Origin of the sequence: Vibrio sp. 1S139 (genome assembly GCF_041439475.1) — a bacterium.
Lineage (GTDB): Bacteria > Pseudomonadota > Gammaproteobacteria > Enterobacterales > Vibrionaceae > Vibrio > Vibrio crassostreae_C.
This window is the reverse complement of the sequence record NZ_JBGOOD010000031.1, coordinates 1-18,997: the sequence shown is the minus strand read 5'-3', so window position 1 is coordinate 18,997 and position 18,997 is coordinate 1. Positions and strand designations below refer to the sequence as shown.

Annotated in this window: 15 protein-coding genes and 1 pseudogene; 4 read left to right on the top strand and 12 right to left on the bottom strand. The window is 44.9% G+C overall.

Annotation, left to right across the window (positions count from 1 at the left end; all coding sequences use genetic code 11):
• Positions 1 to 60 precede the first annotated feature (60 nt).
• The 12 genes from ACED46_RS12075 to ACED46_RS12020 form a co-directional block, all read right to left on the bottom strand.
• Positions 61 to 492 (bottom strand): tetratricopeptide repeat protein, encoded by a 432-nt coding sequence (locus ACED46_RS12075; protein ID WP_371721524.1) that lies wholly within the window; start codon positions 490 to 492, stop codon positions 61 to 63.
• Between the two features lie 194 nt (positions 493 to 686).
• Positions 687 to 1,892, bottom strand: coding sequence for an iron-containing alcohol dehydrogenase (locus tag ACED46_RS12070; protein ID WP_108193810.1), 1,206 nt, complete (start codon positions 1,890 to 1,892; stop codon positions 687 to 689).
• A 227-nt stretch (positions 1,893 to 2,119) separates the two neighbouring features.
• A complete protein-coding gene (locus tag ACED46_RS12065) occupies positions 2,120 to 2,563 on the bottom strand; it encodes a hypothetical protein (protein ID WP_017095796.1) in 444 nt (147 codons plus the stop codon).
• 72 nt (positions 2,564 to 2,635) lie between these two features.
• A complete protein-coding gene (locus tag ACED46_RS12060; RefSeq protein ID WP_102496314.1) occupies positions 2,636 to 4,051 on the bottom strand; it encodes a coniferyl aldehyde dehydrogenase in 1,416 nt (471 codons plus the stop codon).
• Positions 4,052 to 4,327: 276 nt separating this feature from the next.
• A complete protein-coding gene (locus ACED46_RS12055) occupies positions 4,328 to 4,810 on the bottom strand; it encodes a MarR family winged helix-turn-helix transcriptional regulator (RefSeq protein WP_004732429.1) in 483 nt (160 codons plus the stop codon).
• A gap of 362 nt (positions 4,811 to 5,172) precedes the next feature.
• A complete protein-coding gene (gene choV / locus ACED46_RS12050) occupies positions 5,173 to 6,387 on the bottom strand; it encodes a choline ABC transporter ATP-binding protein (RefSeq protein ID WP_017081366.1) in 1,215 nt (404 codons plus the stop codon).
• A 2-nt stretch (positions 6,388 to 6,389) separates the two neighbouring features.
• On the bottom strand, positions 6,390 to 7,232 hold the full coding sequence (gene choW, locus ACED46_RS12045; RefSeq protein WP_009845976.1) for a choline ABC transporter permease subunit: 843 nt from the start codon (positions 7,230 to 7,232) through the stop codon (positions 6,390 to 6,392).
• Positions 7,233 to 7,327: 95 nt separating this feature from the next.
• On the bottom strand, positions 7,328 to 8,299 hold the full coding sequence (locus ACED46_RS12040) for a choline ABC transporter substrate-binding protein (protein WP_004732435.1): 972 nt from the start codon (positions 8,297 to 8,299) through the stop codon (positions 7,328 to 7,330).
• Positions 8,300 to 8,444: 145 nt separating this feature from the next.
• Complete coding sequence (gene betA, locus ACED46_RS12035) at positions 8,445 to 10,157, bottom strand: choline dehydrogenase (protein ID WP_371721523.1); 1,713 nt, start codon at positions 10,155 to 10,157, stop codon at positions 8,445 to 8,447.
• A gap of 72 nt (positions 10,158 to 10,229) precedes the next feature.
• The gene (betB, locus tag ACED46_RS12030) at positions 10,230 to 11,690 is read right to left on the bottom strand and encodes a betaine-aldehyde dehydrogenase (RefSeq protein WP_371721522.1); all 1,461 of its coding nucleotides are present in this window, start codon (positions 11,688 to 11,690) and stop codon (positions 10,230 to 10,232) included.
• Between the two features lie 130 nt (positions 11,691 to 11,820).
• A complete protein-coding gene (gene betI / locus ACED46_RS12025) occupies positions 11,821 to 12,423 on the bottom strand; it encodes a transcriptional regulator BetI (protein ID WP_004732441.1) in 603 nt (200 codons plus the stop codon).
• A gap of 430 nt (positions 12,424 to 12,853) precedes the next feature.
• On the bottom strand, positions 12,854 to 13,951 hold the full coding sequence (locus tag ACED46_RS12020; protein WP_371721521.1) for an alpha/beta hydrolase: 1,098 nt from the start codon (positions 13,949 to 13,951) through the stop codon (positions 12,854 to 12,856).
• 288 nt (positions 13,952 to 14,239) lie between these two features.
• Here ACED46_RS12020 and ACED46_RS12015 point away from each other — a divergent pair, with 288 nt between their 5' ends.
• The 4 genes and pseudogenes from ACED46_RS12015 to ACED46_RS12000 all read left to right on the top strand — a co-directional run.
• Positions 14,240 to 14,944 carry a response regulator gene (locus ACED46_RS12015; RefSeq protein ID WP_029235682.1) on the top strand — a complete coding sequence of 235 codons (705 nt, stop codon included), beginning with the start codon at positions 14,240 to 14,242 and terminating at the stop codon, positions 14,942 to 14,944.
• Positions 14,945 to 14,980: 36 nt separating this feature from the next.
• Positions 14,981 to 16,300 carry a sensor histidine kinase gene (locus ACED46_RS12010; RefSeq protein WP_371721520.1) on the top strand — a complete coding sequence of 440 codons (1,320 nt, stop codon included), beginning with the start codon at positions 14,981 to 14,983 and terminating at the stop codon, positions 16,298 to 16,300.
• Positions 16,301 to 16,400: 100 nt separating this feature from the next.
• Positions 16,401 to 16,676, top strand: a complete 276-nt coding sequence (locus ACED46_RS12005; protein ID WP_017065177.1) for a hypothetical protein — start codon at positions 16,401 to 16,403, stop codon at positions 16,674 to 16,676.
• Between the two features lie 572 nt (positions 16,677 to 17,248).
• Positions 17,249 to 18,943: pseudogene (locus ACED46_RS12000) on the top strand (M4 family metallopeptidase); the annotation flags it as partial.
• Positions 18,944 to 18,997 lie beyond the last annotated feature (54 nt).

Below are 18,997 nucleotides of genomic sequence, written 5' to 3'. Positions count from 1 at the left end.
TCTGCGAATAACTTTTTCTGTGGTTAACCTTTCTGTGATTAACCTGAGTTAGGATTTGAATTAGTGCGCGGCTTGCGACATCCAATGTAATAAGTCGAGCGCAGGGTCATACTCTTGAGCTGCTGCCATGCCGATCCAGATGACAGCTTCCGCTTGGCTGGCTTGAACGCCACTTCCAGAGATATACATCAACCCAAGCTGTGTTTGAGCTTCAGGGCTACCGTTATTGGCTGCGGTGACGAACCACTCCGCGGCTTTTTCATCATTCTGTTCTACGCCATCTCCGCTCAGATATAAGTAAGCAACAGAGAGCTGGGCATCCAATTGCCCTTGGTAAGCTTCATCCAACAATTGCACGACATCTTGATGCTGCTGCGATTGATCCATGGTGGCTGCATTCTTAAAGCTTTCGCTTCCAACGCTTGCTTTGGCAAAAAACAGAGCAGCCAAAACACCAGTCAGAATCACGGTAGTTAAACGTTTATTGATCATTTATTTCCTCCTCGGGAATAAAGGTCACAACGTCCCTGTTGAATGAGTTAGGTGAAAAGTAGGAATGGCGCGATGATGCACAAACTTGATAGCAATACGTTTTCAATTTTCATAATTGGCTCTCGAGTAATTGTTGTGAGTGAATCAAGGACTGAACTAAATGGTCATAAGATTCAGTCGATTAAGACAGAGACTTAAATCGCTTTCTCTATGATGGTTTCAATCGTCTGTTTCGAGATTGGGTAGAACTGAAAACAGATGTCTTTTTCAATCGCTTCTGCAATGTTGCTCTTCTCTTGCTCATCAAAGTCCCAGCTACTGAAACGCTTCATCGCACCGACACGGGTTTGGAAGTTGTTTAAGAAATCCAACACTCTCTGGTAAACCATCTCATCGGTTCCCGTCGTGTCGACAGAGAAAGCTTGAGCTAACTTCGCCGCATTCGGCATATAGAATTCAGGCAGTGCTTCAATCACAACCGGCATCAGCACTGTGTTGGCATCGCCATGTGGAATGTGGCTAATCGCACCAAAGGCATGAGCACAGTTGTGAATCGGAATACCGCCCAAAGACGAATAAAATGCAGAGATCGCCATGGTGCTTGCTTGAAGAAGATTGCCACGTGCGGTTAGGTTTTCTGGCTCTTTCAATGCCAAGGGTAAGTTTTCAATAATCAGTTTTGCTGCCTGAATGCCGTAAGCGTCAGTGAATGCATTACTCATTGGCGAGACAATCGCTTCAACAGCGTGTGTTAGTGCATCCATAGCGGTAGAACGAGTAAGGTGAGCTGGCAGCTTAGTGGTCACCGTTGGATCAAGAATTGCGATATCGGCTTCCAATCCCGATGCGACTAGGCTTGCCTTAATGTTTTCATGTTCGTTGTAAAAAACAGCAATAGGAGAAGCTTCTGCGCCCGTACCAGCCGTTGTCGGAACCGCAATGTGGGGCACTCGAATATCTTCATTGTTTGGCCATACATCCATATGACCACCACCCGCAATCACCGTACGGATATCATCTATCTGTTTATGAAATGCGTATTTCACACCTTTAGAAGCATCAATTACGCTGCCGCCGCCAACAGACAAGATCGCATCAGCATTGACGCTGTTTGCAAACTCAATGGCTGCGTTGATGTTCTCGCAAGTCGCGTCTGGCGCGATATCGGTGTACACGCCAACAAGCTGAACCGCTTGTTCATTGCCTGGCTGGTTCACCTTTTCGTTTACAAACAACGCCGAGAACTGCTCAACAAAGCCAAGAGACTCCAAGCCTTTATCAGAAAAGAGCACGACTCTTTGCGCACCTAAGCGACCAAAAAGAGAAGGGATATTTTCAATGCCATTCTCTTGAGCATGAACAATGGTTTTAAGTTGAAAGTTAAAATTATTGGTTGTCATGGTATTTACCTCATTTCTAGTTGATGACTAAACAATAACCAATACAAACCGGTCGGTCTAGAGTGTTAATGTCAAAGATATGTCAATTAAGATCTTTATGGATCATTGCCCCAAAACGAAAAAAGCCCGCAAATGCGGGCTGTAGTAATAAGTAAGCTAGTGAGTGATCATTAAATAAGTGTCATTGACTCACCATGAGCAACTTATTAACTATTAACTATTAACTATTAACGAAGATGAGCTGGCACCTTGCTTTTGTCTCTAGTGAGGTAGTAATACAGGTAAACTAAAGAGTAGACAGTCACAAATCCATCGAGCGCAAACACACCGCTCCAACCATAGAACCACTCATAATCGTTGATACACACGTTGTATAAGAAGATGCCAACAAACATCGACTTCTCAAATGCACTGTAAATCATGGTCGATGTACGCAGCGACTTATATTTGGCCGAGAACATGAGTAGGATGCCAATACAGCCAACCATAACGCCCCAGTGCTGGTAAGTTCCCATAAGGTACTCTTTGTTCACCATCATGGTTTCGTTGTACGAGAACAGCGTTTGCATGCTCCAATCAGGCGCAAGAAAAGTAGAAAAAGCGGTTGCGGTTAAGAATCCTGTAACCATCAAATACGCTTTCATCGTTCGTTCAAAAAATCGTTCCAACATAAAAATAACGTCGTAAAAATAATTTCTTATAAATAACTTCTTGTAGATAAATTGGGTAATGACAGAAATGGTTTACTTGCCAAGCATGCTCATCACTGCGGTCTTTAATTCGTTGTCTTCTTTTGAAAACAGATGCTTAACTCGATGATCTAAGCCCGTTTCCAAGACTGTTTTGGCATGGGAGAAAGTAAGGAAACCTTCTTTACCGTGATAATTGCCCTGCCCTGATTCACCAATGCCACCAAACGGCGCGTCATCAACCGCTAAATGAAAAACACAGTCATTGATACACATTCCACCGGAATGAACTTGGTGTTTAACCTGAGCTTGTAAGCTCAAATCAAAGCTCATTAGATAGAGCGCTAACGGCCTTGGTTTGCTATTGATGACTTGGAACGCCTCTTCGATATTGCTATACGTAATCAAGGGTAATAGTGGGCCGAAAATCTCTTCGTTCATCACCTTGGATGACAGGCTTGGTTCAACAATCAGATGTGTCACCAGTCGTTGGCAATCTAAGTCCATCGCTTCGTCATGGCAGGCCACTGTTCGAGTTCCAGCTTGTCGTTCTTCATTCAACAAACCAACTATGCGGTCGCATTGACGAGGATTGATTAGGGACGTCAAACTCTCGGAATACACCCCTTCATCGAACAGCAATTGGTACTGTTTTTTATACTCTTGAATGAAAGATTCAACTTTCCCTTCAGGTAGCAATACATAGTCAGGAGCCACACACACCTGCCCGTTATTAAGGCTCTTACCATAAATGATTCGCTCAACCGCGATATCAATTGGCATGTCTTCTGCAACGATAACTGGTGACTTACCACCTAGCTCTAGCGTGACTGGAGTTAGCGTGTCAGCCGCTGACCTCATCACTTGGCGACCCACTTGGGTTGACCCCGTAAACAGAAGATGATCAAACGGCAACGCCGAAAATGCGGCTGCGATCTCTACCTCACCTTCAACCAAGCACACCTCATCGGATTGGAAGACTTCCGCCAATAGCGCTCTTAATACTTGGTTCGTCGCTGGGGTAAATTCACTCATCTTGATCATGGCGCGATTGCCCGCTGCCAACGCCGAAATAAGCGGGCCGACGGATAACATGATCGGGAAGTTCCACGGAGCAATGATCCCGACAACGCCTTTGGGTTGATAAACCACTTCAACACGAGAGGTTGAAAGCAAAGGGCCGGAATGACGAATCGAAGATGTCGACCAATGAGGTAAACACTCAATGCTGTGATCAATATTTCCGATGCAAGGCAATATGTCGGCCATCAAAGTGTCTTGTCGACTGCGGTGACCATAGTCCTCACTCACGGCTGAACACAAACGATCTGTGTAATCGATAAGCGCAGATTTCAGTGCAAGCAACTGCTCAATTCTCACCGATACCGCTGGCATCGGGTTCTGTGCAAAAGCTCCCTGCATGTTGTTCAACGTCATGGTCATTTGTGTTGGCGTCAATTCGTATTTCATACATCACCTCGTGGTTAAGATGAGCACACAATAATACAAAGCAGACCGGTCGGTCTATACTTTTATTGTCAGAGAATCGTCAATGCATTTTTGAATACAAATAAATAGGGTGGTTACAACGTAGGGTCAAAACCCAGGGCGATTTAAAATAGGAGGGTGTAACGAACAGGCGGTATAACGAGAAATCTCACATGGTGAGATCAAAAATGGCCGCTTAATGCGACCATTTAATAACTCTTTAAGTTTTTGTTTTAAATAAATAATTTAAAACTAACGTTAGCTTTTGGCTACGTTTGCAATGCCTTCAAGCTGAAGCACTGGAGCAGCGTCGATGTCTTCTGCGTTCATCATTGCTGATACACGCTGCATCGAAGAAAGCAGTAAGCTTTGCTCCCACGTCTCTAGGTTTTGGAATTTTTTAACGAAGTTATCTTGCAGCGGCGGTGGCGCATTGTTTAGCAACTCTTGACCTTTTTCAGTCAGGTTCGCGTGTACTTTGCGGCGGTCCGATGAACTGCGTACTCGTTGTACATAGCCATTTAACTCAAGACGGTCGATGATCGTCGTCGTCGTTGCTTGGCTTACATTGGTCTGATTAGACAATTCTTTGATCGTCACATTACCCATTTCTTGGATTGCTCTCATTAAGATTAATTGAGGGCCAGTCAAACCATACTCTTTACTCAGCTTCTTCGAGTGTAAATCGATAGCGCGAATAATTTGGCGAATAGCGACCAGGATTTCGTCATGTTTGTCCAAGATGCAGACCTTTGTACTAATATACTGTGAATGGTTTTACAGCGTCGAAGCGATGAAATGTCTCGAGTGATTACGTCACGCGCACTCGAATTACACTGTAAATTGATAAATTACTTCATTGATTTTTCCGCATTGTACTGATGTTCATACTATTCTCAATCTTTTCTATACCACTAAACTTGCGTGGTACGGCACTTTTGCTTAATGAAGGGGGAATGAAAGCTTCAATGAAGACAAAAATAATGAACCAGAGAATACAAACTCAAAGAATAATATATTTTAATAATCATAGAGGTAGAGAGATTTAACCCTCTCCACCCAATAAAAAACCAGCCTCAATAGCTAAGCTGAAAAACGAAATTTTACGCAGCGGTATTCATCTGAAAGTTACCCGTTAGCGCATTGTAAAACTCGCTGTTATCCAAAATCCCTACCAATTGATTGTTTTCAACCAACAGAATTGGGTGGTTACTGATCTGCTTAAGCTTAATCGCATCACGCATACCAATCTCCGGGCTTGTCACTACCACACTAGACGCGTTAATCGCGGTTAGGTCGTCAGACTCGCTCCACTCAACAAGCGCCAAAGTAGATTCACCTTTCACTGATAAAGCACCTTCACTCTGTTCAATCCAGAGATCTTTAGAATCGCAGATCTTCCAGCTTTCATTCTCTTGCGTCAGTGAATCAAGAGGCTGCATTAAAGAGCGACCTTTTAGCACATTCAATGGATTAGTGTGAGCAACGAAGTCTTTTACGTATTCGGTTTTTGGCGTCAGTACGATCTCTTCAGGCTTACCGTGTTGAATCAGTTTGCCTGACTCCATGATCGCAATGTTATTACCAATCTTCAGTGCTTCATCTAGGTCATGACTCACGAACAAAATCGTTTTGTTAAGCTTGTTTTGCAATAAAATTAGCTCATCTTGCAACTGCGCACGAATCAGCGGATCAAGCGCTGAAAACGGTTCATCCATAAGAAGAATGTCGGTATCCATCGCAAACGCGCGCGCTAGACCAACACGTTGCTGCATACCGCCAGAAAGCTCATGCGGATACTTGGTTTCCCACTCTGCCAAACCCACCATTTCAAGTTGTTCACGCGCTTTAGCACGACGAACATCTTTGGCTACGCCTTGCATTTCTAGACCAAACGCCACGTTGTCTAACACGTTTAACCAAGGCATTAGGGCAAATTTTTGGAACACCATAGAAACGCGGTGAGTACGAAGATGACGCAAGGTCGCTTCGTCGCACTGTTCACCTAAATCAACCTGCTTGTCTCCATCTTTGATCGCCAATGAGCCACGGCTGATCTCATTCAGGCCGTTAACTGCGCGAAGCAAAGATGATTTACCAGAACCAGACAACCCCATCAGCACACAAATCTCGCCTTCTTCAACGGTCAGCGACACATTATCTACGCCAACCACTTGGCCAGTCTCATCAATGATCTCTTGGCGAGTTTTACCTTGGTCGAGTAGCTCAAGCGCTTGTTTCGATTTATTACCAAACACAACATCGAGATTCTTAATGGTAATCGCGTCCATTGTCTTTTTTCCCTGAGAGTTAGACATGATTAAGCTTCCTTCTGGTTTGGTGTTTTGCACAAGCGATCAAGAATGATAGCGACTAATACAATCGCCAACCCGGCTTCAAAACCTTGTGAGATGTTCACTGTGTTCAATGCACGAACAACAGGTTTACCAAGTCCGTCAGCTCCGACAAGGGCGGCGATAACCACCATCGAAAGCGACAACATAATACATTGAGTTACACCCGCCATAATGCTTGGTAAGGCAGCCGGTAATTCCACTTTCATCAGCAATTTCATGCGGCTTGCACCAAACGCTTTACCCGCTTCAATCAACTCTTCAGGCACTTTGGTGACACCTAAGTAGGTCAAGCGAATTGGCGCGGCAATGGCAAATATGATGGTCGAGATTAAGCCAGGAACGATGCCCAAACCGAATAAAACCAAAGTCGGAATCAGATACACAAACGTTGGAACCGTCTGCATTAAATCAAGGATTGGACGCAAAACTGTATAGAGCCAAGGACGGTGAGCCGCCATGATGCCAACCGGTACGCCAATTAATACGGAAATCGTTGTCGCCGCAAAGACGAGAACAAAGGTTTCCAGCATTTCTTGCCAATAGCCGAGGTTAAGAATAGTCAGCAGTGCCGCGACCACAAAGATCACTAGCGAAGGTTTACGGTGTAAGTACCATGCAATCGCAGCAGTCATCACGATTGGCAGTGCAGGCGGCATCCACTTAAATACATCGACTAAAAACATAATGACGGTTTCTAGAAAAATCGAAATAGCGTCAAAGAATCCTGCTGCATTGATTGTTAGCCAATCAACACCCGCTTCCATCCATTGTCCGACAGGGATTTTGTTTTCCGTAATAAAATTCACAATATTGCCTTTTATTATGGGTGGGCTACTTCAAACCAATCGATAAATTGGCAAGCCCACCTTTATTATTTATGTAGCTGTTGAGATAGGTAGAACTAAGCTTTAACTTGCTTTAGGTATTCAGTAACGGCTTGAGTCGCTGATTCACCTTTATGCGTTTTTACGTTGTCTAACCAAGCTTCAACTTGTTGAGGGTTCTTGTTCAACCATTGTTGAGCCGCTTTTTCTGGCTTCACTTTTTGGTTAAGAATCTCTTCCATCAACTGGTTTTCCATCTCTAGAGTGAATTCTAGGTTTTGTAGAAGTTGACCGACGTTTGCGCACTCAGACAGGTAGTTTGAACGAACGTTGGTGTAAACATTCGCGCCACCGTAGTTAGGGCCGAAGAAGTCGTCACCGCCAGAAAGGTATTCCATTTCAACATTGCTGTTCATCGGGTGCGGAGCCCAACCAAGGTAAACAATCCATTGGCTACGACGTGCTGCGCGTGACACTTGAGACACCATGCCCGCTTCACTTGATTCCACTAGGCTGAAATCTTTCAAGCCAAACGCGTCTGAATCAATCATTGATTGGATTAGTCGGTTACCGTCGTTACCCGGTTCGATGCCGTAGATGCGGTCTTTAAATTTGTCGGCATGTTTTGCTAGGTCTGCGAAGCTTTTTACGCCAGAGTCGTACACATATTTTGGTACAGCTAGTGTGTATTTTGCGCCTTCAAGGTTGGCACGAACGGTTTCAACCGTGCCCGCTTCACGGTACTTAGCAATATCGCCTTCCATGGTTGGCATCCAGTTACCTAGGAATACATCAATATCGCCGTTCGCCATTGAAGAGTAAGTCACCGGTACTGAAAGTAGGTCGGTTTTGGTTTTGTAACCAAGGCCTTTTAATAGTTCAGAAGTAACGGCGGTTGTTGCGGTAATGTCAGTCCAGCCTACATCAGCGAAGCGAACGTTTTCACATTGCTGTGGTTCAATAGAAGCGTTAGCACCAAATGCAAATGAACTAATGGCTAGTGCTGTTAACGTTTTAGTGGTCATGTTCTGAATATTTAGAGTCGTCATAATGGTTCCTTTTTATCTTTCCTTTTTCTGCTCGATATCAACACCGATAGAGAGCAGTTCTTCTGACTTTTGACTAATTTTTGTTGTTACTTTTTGCTTTTTCTATTTTTGAACTACTTTCTATTTTTGAACTAATAACAGAGGCTTACGCTTCTCTTACTGGTTTATTTATTCTTTGCTTCTCTTGCCACTCAGGTGCAATCCACACTGGAACGTCCTGCGCTTTGAGCATTGGCTTACCCAAAATCAAATCGGAAGCACGCTCGGCAACCATAATGGTCGGGGCGTTCAAATTACCGTTTGGAATGATTGGGAAAACCGATGAGTCGACAACACGTAAATTATCGACACCGCGAACGCGACACTCTTCATCAAGCACCGCCATTGGGTCGTTATCTGAACCCATTTTGCAGCCACAAGAAGGGTGATATGCACTTTCAACGTTCTGCTTAACCCATTCATCAATCGCTTCATCAGAAGTAATATTTAGACCCGGCTGAATCTCTTTTCCTCGATACACATCCATCGCAGGTTGAGACAAAATCTCACGCGTCAGACGAATACAATCACGCCAATCTTGGCGATCTTGTACAGTCGAGATGTAGTTGAAAATGATCTCTGGCTTGGCATGCGGATCAGCAGAAGTGATCGCTACCGTACCGCGACTCTCTGGCTTGTTAGGCCCAACGTGTACTTGGAAACCGTGACCATCAAAGGCCGCTTGCCCGTCGTAACGCATCGCTGCTGGCAGGAAGTGATATTGAATGTTTGGCCACTTCAATCCTTTGCGAGAACGAATGAACGCGCACGATTCAAAGTGGTTAGTGGCACCAAGGCCTTTACGAGTCAGAATCCATTCCGCGCCAATCATGCCCTTGCTGACCAAACCAAGCTTGCTGTTGAGCGTGATGGGTTCGTTGCAGTGATATTGGAAGTACACTTCTAAGTGATCTTGAAGGTTTTCACCGACACCGCTCAGTTCGTGTTTCAGCTCAACGCCAGCCTTTTCAAGCACCGCTTTCGGGCCGATACCAGAAAGCTGCAGCAGTTGAACAGAACCGATAGAACCCGCAGAAGAGATCACTTCTTTGTTCGCCACAGCCACCTGGGTATTTCCTGACTTTTCAAACTCGACACCGACGGCTTTCAAGCCCGATTGACCATTTGAGTCTTGTCCTTCAAGTAGGAAACGACGCGCCACGATACCTTTCTTCAAGGTCAGGTTTGAACGCTTCAATGCTCGACGTAGATAAGCGTTAGAGGTTGAGGCTCTAACACCCTTGTCTACCGTCATATGCATAGTGCCGAAGCCTTCTTGCTGGTAGCCGTTGTAGTCGTTGGTTTCTGGGTAACCGGCGTCTTTACCTGCATCGATGAACGCTTGGTAAAGCGGGTTGAGCTCCATATCGTTACCATTACAAGTGCCGACAGGGCCATTGTCACCACGGTATTCATCACCGCCTTTGTTCCATGATTCAGCGCGGCGGAAGTAAGGCAAGCATGCTTGATAGTTCCAACCCGCTGCACCCTCTTCTTCCCATTGGTCAAAATCACACGCGTGGCCACGAACATAAACCATGCCGTTGATCGATGAGCTGCCGCCTAACACTTTGCCACGTGGGCAGTGCAGTTCACGTCCATCAAGGCCCGGTTCTTTCTCTGTTTCAAATTGCCAAGCGTACTTTTCAGTATTCATTGGGTAAGAAAGCGCGGTTGGCATTTGGATAAAAATACTCTTATCCGTGCCACCAGCTTCCAGTAATAAAACGCTATGTTCACCGCTTTCCGTTAGCCTATCCGCTAACACACAGCCGGCCGAACCCGCGCCGACGATAATATAATCGTAGCGTTGTTCCATGTTTTGATTTCCCTGAGATGAGTCAGTAGGGCTAGCTCTGTTAAGCTAACCCATAAAATTGAGTGTTACGCGTTAGGCATAAGGGCTGGCGTAGTCGCCAAGTTCAATAAGAATGCTCTTAGTCTGCGTATAGTGAAGTAGAGTTTCTGGTCCATTTTCACGGCCAATACCCGAAAGCTTGTAACCCCCAACTGGCATTTCTGCTGGTGAGTCACCCCACGTATTAACCCAACAAATACCCGCCTGCATTTGGTGAATAACACGGTGCGCACGAGAAAGGTTTTGCGTGAACACACCAGCCGCAAGGCCGTATTTGGTGTCGTTTGCACGGCGAATCACATCGTCTTCGTCCGAAAACTTCAACACTGACATCACAGGGCCGAAGATCTCTTGTTGAACGTGAGGCATGTTGTCTTCGCAATCCACAAACACGGTTGGGATAACAAAGTTACCGTTTTCGAGGCCGTTATCTGTCACTTGATAGCCGCCCGTCAGCAAGGTTGCACCCGACTGTTTAGCTAGCTCAATGGCTTCAAGAACTTTTGAAAGGTGTTCTTTAGAAATCAACGCGCCGATCTGAGTATCCATGTCCATTGGATCACCAATGATCAGCTTCTCAGTGCGTGTTTTAAGTTGGTCGATGAATGCGTTGTAGATGTTTTCGTGTACATAAACTCGGGTACCGTTAGTACACACTTCGCCTTGGGTGTAGAAGTTAGCAACCATCGAAGCGGAAACTGCATCATCCAATTTCGCATCATCAAACACGATCATCGGTGACTTGCCGCCAAGTTCCATGGTGACTGATTTCAGCGTCTTAGCGCTGTCTGCCATTACCGCTTTACCGGTACCGGTTTCGCCCGTGAACGACACTTTTGCGATCTCTGGGTGCGCCGTTAGCATTTGACCAACACGGTAATCACCCTGAACCACGTTAAACACGCCATCAGGAAGACCAGCTTCAGTAAAGATTTCTGCAAGCTTGAGCGACGTTAGCGGCGTTTCTTCTGAAGGTTTGAAAATCATCGCGTTACCCGCGGCCAATGCCGGAGCCGATTTCCACATCGCGATTTGAATGGGGTAGTTCCACGCGCCAATGCCCGCACAAATGCCTAGCGGCTCGCGGCGAGTGTAGAAAAATTGAGATTCGCTCAGCGGCTGTTGGTCGCCTTGTAGCGTTGGAGCCAAGCCAGCAAAGTATTCAATAACATCAGCGCCAGACGCCACATCTACTTCAATCGCTTCTTGCAGCGGCTTGCCCGTATCAACAACCTCAAGGTTTGCAAGGTCATTATTTCGAGCTCTAAGTATTTCCACTGCCTTCAAAAGAATACGGCTGCGTTCCACGGCGGTCATTGCTGACCATACCGCAAATCCGCGCTTCGCAGATTCAATAGCACTGTCGACATCCGCTGAAGATGCTTGGCCTAAAGTCGCGATAGGTTCGCCGTTTGCAGGGTTAATGCTATCAAAGGTTTCACCAGAGGTTGCTTTAACCGCTGCGCCATCAATGTATAACGAGTTCATTTCCATTTGAGATTCTGACTTAATTATTGTTATTAGACTCTACTGGTCTATATGTGAGTATTGGGTGCGAATAGTGGTCGTTCTAGCTCTAGGTCTGCTCTAGGTCTAGGTCTAGGTCTAACGCTACCACTGCGATCTATTTGCTGTGACACGAGTAGAACGTAAGTTGTTTATCTAGATAATCATTGATGATGGCACGCGCCTTTTGAGCATCGATACCATCTGGGTTTAATGTGCCTCTCAGCCACAAACCATCAATCAGAGACGCAATCCCGTGAGCAACGAGATCCGCTTGTTCATGATTCAAAATACCTTTCAACTCAAGACGTAAGTGTGAAATCAAACGTTTTTCATTCACACGTTGCAGTCTTTTCAGCTGCTCGTCATGCATTGAATATGACCAAAATGCCAACCACGCCTTCGCGACCTTATTTTCTGCTTGATAACCTTCGAAGTTGCCATCGATGATCGCGTTAATTCTCTGTTGGTGAGCATCAACAGGAAGTGCTTTTAGTGACGTGGTGATGGTATTGGAAAGTTGACGAAGGATTTCACGCATGGTCTCTTCGAGCAGCCCATGCTTTCCGCCAAAATAGTGATTAATAATGCCAGTGGAGACTCCCGCTTCTTTGCTGATCAACGCAATACTCGCGGCATGCAAACCCACTCGATCAATCACCGTCATGGTGGCTTGAACAAGCTGTGGTTTACGTATATCGGGCATCCCAACCTTCGGCATTTCTCAGTCCTTTTATTTTATATTGAACGTTCAGTTAAATATAAAATGACAGAAATTTAGTTAGGGTTCAAATGATTATTTAAAACAAACCCGTAACAATACAGCATTCAAAACAACAAAAATCATTATGAAACAACAGCTTAAATATCATTTAGAGCACTAACGAAAACAATTAAAGATTTGAGGTGTGATAGTTATTGGTCAAATGTTTTTGCTTAGAAAGTTCAAGAATCAATCAGTGAGAGTCCTTGTAGAAACTTTTTGGGGAGGGAGTGGAAAGTAAGTATCAAGGAATTTTCATACTGAAATTTAAGACAAGGAAATCCACAATCAACACAGGTAACGAATCAAAAAATGAACAAAAAAGGTTGGCGACAACAGCGTCATCACCAACCTTCTCAGTCGTTTCTAATGTTATTGCAAGCCTAAGCTACTCAATGCGTGTGATAAAACCGTATTTATCTGACTCAGCGTTAGTCACCCAGTGTTCGCCAGAAGCCGGAGCAGAATCCAACGTGAAGATATAGAAGTCGATTCCTTTGTCTCCCATTACCTTTTTAAAGTAGGTCGTTTGCTTGCGATGGCTTTCGTTCGTGTATGGGAAGTCTTTGGCTGTTTTATCATCCTCAGCCCAACTGTGCACACCAACCTGCTTATTAAGCTCAATGGCTTTAGTGGTATCTGCTCGTTGCAAAACTCGCGGGTTACCCGCAGCGAAAAGATCCGTGCCGCCAGAGAACACCGACCCCGTAGGCGTTACGATCGTCGTCATGTTGTTACTGTGGATCATGCGACCGGTGTACATATTGATATCATCGTCGGCACTTCCACCAATATGGTTGGTAAACTTCAACGTCATCTCACTGCCTTGATACAATTTCACGATATCAAAAAGCTGAGAATAGGTTGATGCGCCTAGAGTGGAAGTAATGCGATCAACAGCGCCAGTCTCGTTGAGCACATCACGGTAAAAAGCGTTGAAAGCAAACGAGGTGGTTATCGTTACCTTGTTCCCACTTTTAGTGTTACTCAGAATGGTAGACCCAAGGCTAGTCACGTATTGAACCAGTTCATTGTGATACTCAAGCTCGACGGGCTTATGAGTATTCGTCGTCGTGTTAATTAACGTGGTGTCATTGCCGATTGAGCGTTGAGCCGCACCACAATCAAACACGTCCAAACCCTTGCTCTCTGTGTAGATACCGCAGCTATCAAATCCTGCATCAGGGAGGTACAGATCCACACTTTGACCTAAACTATCCGCAAGCCTAACCACTTTTTGCTTATCACTAATATCTTCCGCAAACAGAACGATTTCATACTGCACACCGTTGTAAGCAAGTTTTATGGATTCTTGGACCTCTTGTCGCTCTTTATACAACTCACCCAGTTTCGCTGATGAAAATACGTAATCCGCTTGAGGTTTTGCTTGCACTTTGGTGGCAGCTTTACCTGAGTTAGAGCTTGAATTACAGCCCGCTAACAGAATCAAAGGTAACGCCAGTAATGCATTTCTATAGTCGTTCATACCGTTATTCCCAAAATGTTTGATGGGAAAATTCTATTGTTTAGCGCTGAATTTATCTGCCGTGGAAATGTATGAGAATGTCGAGCCTATTTGAACGATGTTTTTTATTTTCCTATAAATGCCAATTCATCATTGAACTAACTTATAAAGTGTTTAATCATTCGCTTTAGGTATTTGGCGAAGCATCTGAACTTATATGCAATAGCGTATAATCGTAATGGTTCATCACGACGAAGACTCGCTCACCTAATCTCAATAAGTGAAACGCACGACAAGGCTGATAATGGAATGACAAAACCTAAAATGATCATCGTGGAAGACGATTTGAAACTTCAGAAAATGTTGCAGGACTACTTCGTCGCGCAAGATTTTGATGTCACGGTGTTGGACGATGGCAGTGATGCCGCACACACCATCCTCACGGAGCAACCTGACATCGTACTGCTGGATTTGATGCTTCCTGTAACTGATGGACTTACAATCTGCCGACAGACGCGTACGCACTATAAAGGTAAAATCTTGATGCTCACTGCTAGCGATGACGACTTTGACCACGTCGCTGGTTTAGAGACAGGGGCTGATGACTATGTCACCAAGCCAATCAAACCAAGAGTTCTGCTGGCCAGAGTTCGTTCGCTATTACGCCGCCAAGACACCAATACCGCTTCAGTCGATGACTCAGACACCCTTCAGTTCGATCAACTCGTTCTGAAAAACACTTATAAGAAGTGTGAACTTTCAGGTGCGGTTTTATCACTCACTGACAGCGAGTTTGACCTACTTTGGTTATTGGCAAGCAACCCAGACACGCCGTTATCTCGTGACTACTTGACGCAAACATTGCGCGGGATTGAGTACGACGGAATAGACCGGACGATTGACAACAAGGTTGTACGTCTAAGAAAGATTTTGGGCGACGACCACACACCAGCAGAGAAAATTCAGACCATTCGCGGGAAGGGTTACTTATTTGTTTCGACCGCCTGGCGTTAACCTCGCTCAATACGAGCGTAATAAAAGAGAGCGATTATGCGACGTATCTTTTTGGAGTCCTTAATAGGGCTGTTAGTTTGCTTTATGGCCGGCCTTGTCGCCTACGAGATTAGCGTCTATCAGCTCAATACCGACTACGAATATGTACTGGAAGATTACGAAGCAGCTGCCCACCAGCAATTGATCGAGAATATCGCTAAAAATCAAGGTCTTGAATCGGCCCATCAAGCGATAAACCAGTTTGTAGAAACCACACGAAATAAATTGGTTACATTTAGCCCAGACGATGAAATACCTAGCCCCGTTTCAGAGTTCTTCAGCACGAATCCAAATACCTTTGTTTTTCACGATGATGAACGGGACCTATGGTTTCGCTTAGCAAGCAGTGACAATACCTATCACTACCTCCCCAACAGTGAAGCGTTCGTTAGGCAAAAAATAGAGTTGGAGGATGACCTCATTTGGTTATTCTTTTTAGCGAGCTTTATCTTATATGGCTTATGTCATCTATTTATTATCTTCCGCCGAGTCAAAAAGCTTGAGTCTGCCACTCTGCGTTTTGCTGAAGGGGATCTCTCCACACGAGCCGAGACTTCAAGCAGTGTTGCGATTGGTTCACTGAACAAATCCTTCAACCTGATGGCCGACAGAATTCATCGCTTAGTTGAAAGTAATCGCTCACTCACTAATGCTGTCGCTCATGAACTGCGTACGCCAATATTCCGTATTCAGTGGCAAGCTGAAATGTTGAAAGACACTCAGCTAAACGAAGAGCAGGAGCGTACGATAGAGAGTATTGTCGAAGACACGGAAGAGATGGAAAAGATGGTCGATGAACTATTGTATTACGCCAAACTCGATAGCACTGACCTAGAAAACTTAAAAAAGCCATTAGAGATTCGAGACTTTCTCGACCACGCAATGGCGCGTTGGAACAAAGACACTCAGCTCAACATCGACCTATCGCTACCAGAGCAACCTAGCTCAATAATGGCGGATGAAACGCTATTTAACCGAGCACTAGATAACCTAGTGCGTAACGCAATGAAATTCGCACGTTCGCAAGTGTCGATTGAAGCAAGCGTGCATCAAGATAAGCTACAGATCGCGGTACATGATGATGGTGATGGCGTGGCACAAGAACATCAAGCTCGCCTGTTCGAACCCTTTTACGTTGGCGACAAAGCGCGTAACAAGGCCAAGAGCGGCCATGGTTTAGGGCTTTCTATCGTCGAAAAGATCTGTGCTCAACATAGCGCGACCGTAGAGGTTGGTCAGAGCCAAACCTTAAAGGGGGCGGTATTCACCATAACCATTCAGCTATGTAATGATTCAACTGACAAACCCATACAGTAACTACAAAACACCTCTGGAATAATGTTCAACATCGGTCGGGAGATGCTGTCTCCCAATGAACCTATTGAATCTAAATTCCAATCTTTCTTAAGGTGTTTGTATGAAAAAGTTATTAGTTGTTTTAGGCATTGTTTCTCTAGCGGGTTGTTCTGGTATCAGCCACAACGAAGAAGTGTACACAGCGCACGCAGAGAGCTTCAACATTGTCGGTTTCCAAGTGCCAGGTAACACTCAAGACCGCGCAATGGAATTAGTACCTGAAGGTGCAACGGTTGATACGATTCGCTCAACAAACTCTGATACGAGCTCTGTTCTGGGTATCATCAACCGTATTATCGGTATCGACTACGTACAAGTTGGCGGTAAAAAGCAGTAATTCGCTATAGTGACGTTAGCCACGTACCATAATTAAGTGTCGCAGTTGCCTACCTATATTCAGTAGCCTGCACAAACTAAGTTAGTCTAAGCCAGTGACCCGTCGCTGGCTTTTTTCATCCAGCAGATTTTGTGCTCTGTGCCAAACAAGTGCCCGATTCCCCTTCCCTCTTTTAACTAACAATTCGAAAAATAAGCCGAAAAGTCTTCGATTTCTTATCAAAATTGCCCCTAAATTCGCTAAATGGCCTTCTGTTTAAAGTGACACTTTCAAATCGTTGATCCTTCTATCAACCCAGAATCCGTTAATTGAGGCACAGATCAATTTACTCGAAAATCTTAATTTCCAAGAGAAATAAACACTTAATAAAAGTGTCACGATTTTATAAATAAACATATAGGTGCGTTCAAAAATAAACAGAAATGATAACTATCTGTAAATACGAGAAATATAAGTTTCATGAATAAAAGAGATCATTGCCATGCTACTAATTAATCAGATCGAATGATGTAAATTCGCTGTGATTAATTTGTTACGTTTTCTTGGATTTTACATGGAAAGAGAAAACAACAATGAAAATAAGAAAACGTTTAGTTGCCGTTGCTATAGCCAGTGCTATGTCTTTGTCAGTGCATGCAAGTGAATCCGTTCAAATCGATCAACCGATCAACTTTACTAGCTTCTCTGGGTTAAACGCTCAGTTAGGAGTCAGTAACGCCTCTAGCTTCAAGATGGTGAAAGAAGTAAACCTGAAAAAGCGTGGTATCTATAAAGTTAAGATCCAGCAGAACATCTGGGGAACACCGGTATGGGGACATTACCTAAATGCCACCCAAAGTGTCCAAGGTGGCGCACTTAAGTCCGTTCAAGGTCGCTACCTTAAAACAACGACCTTAGAGCGATCTTTTGTTAAGCCATCAATCAACAGCGCTCAAGCGGTTGAACTCGCAAGTAAAGATCTAAAGACTCAAGGCTTAACCAGCAAATCTCTAGACAACGTTCAACATCAGCTATTTATCTATCAAGGCTCTGTGAAGCAAGGCATCGGACAGCAAAGCGTAGATAAAACACGACTAGTGTACGTTGTCTCTTACCTAGTAGAAGGCAGTGAACAGCCGACTCGACCGTTCACCATGCTAGACGCGCACACAGGCGAAGTCATCGACCGCTGGGAAGGTATTGCCCATGCTCAGATCGGTACTGGCCCTGGCGGCAACGAAAAAACCGGCATGTACGAATACGGCACCGACTACCACTACCTTGATGTTCAAGAAGTGGGCACAGAGTGTGTAATGGAGTCTGAAAATGTCGTTACCGTTGACCTTAATGGCGCGACCGACGGCGACACCACTTACAGCTATGAATGTCCTCGTAACGAATATAAAGCCGTGAACGGCGCATTCTCACCACTCAACGATGCCCATTACTTTGGCAACATCGTGTTCGATATGTATAAAAACTGGTTCGACACAGCGCCACTCTCCTTCAAGCTCATGATGCGTGTTCACTACGGTGAAAACTACGAGAATGCATTTTGGGACGGCAGAGCCATGACCTTTGGTGATGGGGAGAGCTTCTTTTACCCGCTTGTTAGCCTAGATGTATCAGCCCATGAAGTGAGCCACGGTTTCACTGAGCAAAACTCAGGTTTGATCTACGCAAACCAATCGGGCGGTATGAACGAAGCCTTCTCTGACATGGCCGGTGAAGCCGCAGAATACTATATGAAAGGCACCAACGACTGGATGGTCGGACGCAATATCTTTAAAGGCGAAGGTGCGCTGCGTTACATGGACGATCCATCACGCGATGGCTCTTCAATCAACAACGCATCCGAGTACTACGATGGCTTAAACGTGCACTACAGTTCGGGCGTGTTCAACAAGGCCTTCTACCACCTTGCAACCACGCAAGGCTGGGATACTAAAAAAGCGTTCGAGCTTTTCGTGCTATCCAACCAAATCTACTGGTCAGAAAACAGTGACTTCTGGCAGGGTGCTTGTGGCGTGAAAAACTCGGCAACCGACCTTGGCTACAATGCCGATGACGTTGTTTCTGCGTTTAACTTAGTGGGTGTATCACCGTGTGGCGAACCACCACTTCCACCAGAACCGGAATATCAACGCCTTGAAAACGGTGTTGAAGCCGCAGTTGCTGGTGAAACAGGCTCAAAAACTTACTTCGATATCAAAGTACCAGAAGGCCAAGACAAGCTAACGATTGATCTTGCTGTGTCTACTGGTGATCCGGATATGTATGTCGGTCTCATAGACAGGATCTTAAGAGCTAACTTGTTTATTTAGATAGAAAAAAGGCTTCAT

What these genes read in the sequence shown, in the direction of transcription:
- ACED46_RS12040 (WP_004732435.1), bottom strand. Translation starts at nt 8,299, where the DNA reads ATGACGACTCTAAATATTCAGAACATGACCACTAAAACGTTAACAGCA.
- betA (WP_371721523.1), bottom strand. Translation starts at nt 10,157, where the DNA reads ATGGAACAACGCTACGATTATATTATCGTCGGCGCGGGTTCGGCCGGC.
- betB (WP_371721522.1), bottom strand. Translation starts at nt 11,690, where the DNA reads ATGGAAATGAACTCGTTATACATTGATGGCGCAGCGGTTAAAGCAACC.
- ACED46_RS12020 (WP_371721521.1), bottom strand. Translation starts at nt 13,951, where the DNA reads ATGAACGACTATAGAAATGCATTACTGGCGTTACCTTTGATTCTGTTA.
- ACED46_RS12015 (WP_029235682.1), top strand. Translation starts at nt 14,240, where the DNA reads ATGACAAAACCTAAAATGATCATCGTGGAAGACGATTTGAAACTTCAG.
- ACED46_RS12005 (WP_017065177.1), top strand. Translation starts at nt 16,401, where the DNA reads ATGAAAAAGTTATTAGTTGTTTTAGGCATTGTTTCTCTAGCGGGTTGT.
- betI (WP_004732441.1), bottom strand. Translation starts at nt 12,423, where the DNA reads ATGCCGAAGGTTGGGATGCCCGATATACGTAAACCACAGCTTGTTCAA.
- ACED46_RS12075 (WP_371721524.1), bottom strand. Translation starts at nt 492, where the DNA reads ATGATCAATAAACGTTTAACTACCGTGATTCTGACTGGTGTTTTGGCT.
- ACED46_RS12065 (WP_017095796.1), bottom strand. Translation starts at nt 2,563, where the DNA reads ATGTTGGAACGATTTTTTGAACGAACGATGAAAGCGTATTTGATGGTT.
- ACED46_RS12010 (WP_371721520.1), top strand. Translation starts at nt 14,981, where the DNA reads ATGCGACGTATCTTTTTGGAGTCCTTAATAGGGCTGTTAGTTTGCTTT.
- choV (WP_017081366.1), bottom strand. Translation starts at nt 6,387, where the DNA reads ATGTCTAACTCTCAGGGAAAAAAGACAATGGACGCGATTACCATTAAG.
- ACED46_RS12070 (WP_108193810.1), bottom strand. Translation starts at nt 1,892, where the DNA reads ATGACAACCAATAATTTTAACTTTCAACTTAAAACCATTGTTCATGCT.
- ACED46_RS12060 (WP_102496314.1), bottom strand. Translation starts at nt 4,051, where the DNA reads ATGAAATACGAATTGACGCCAACACAAATGACCATGACGTTGAACAAC.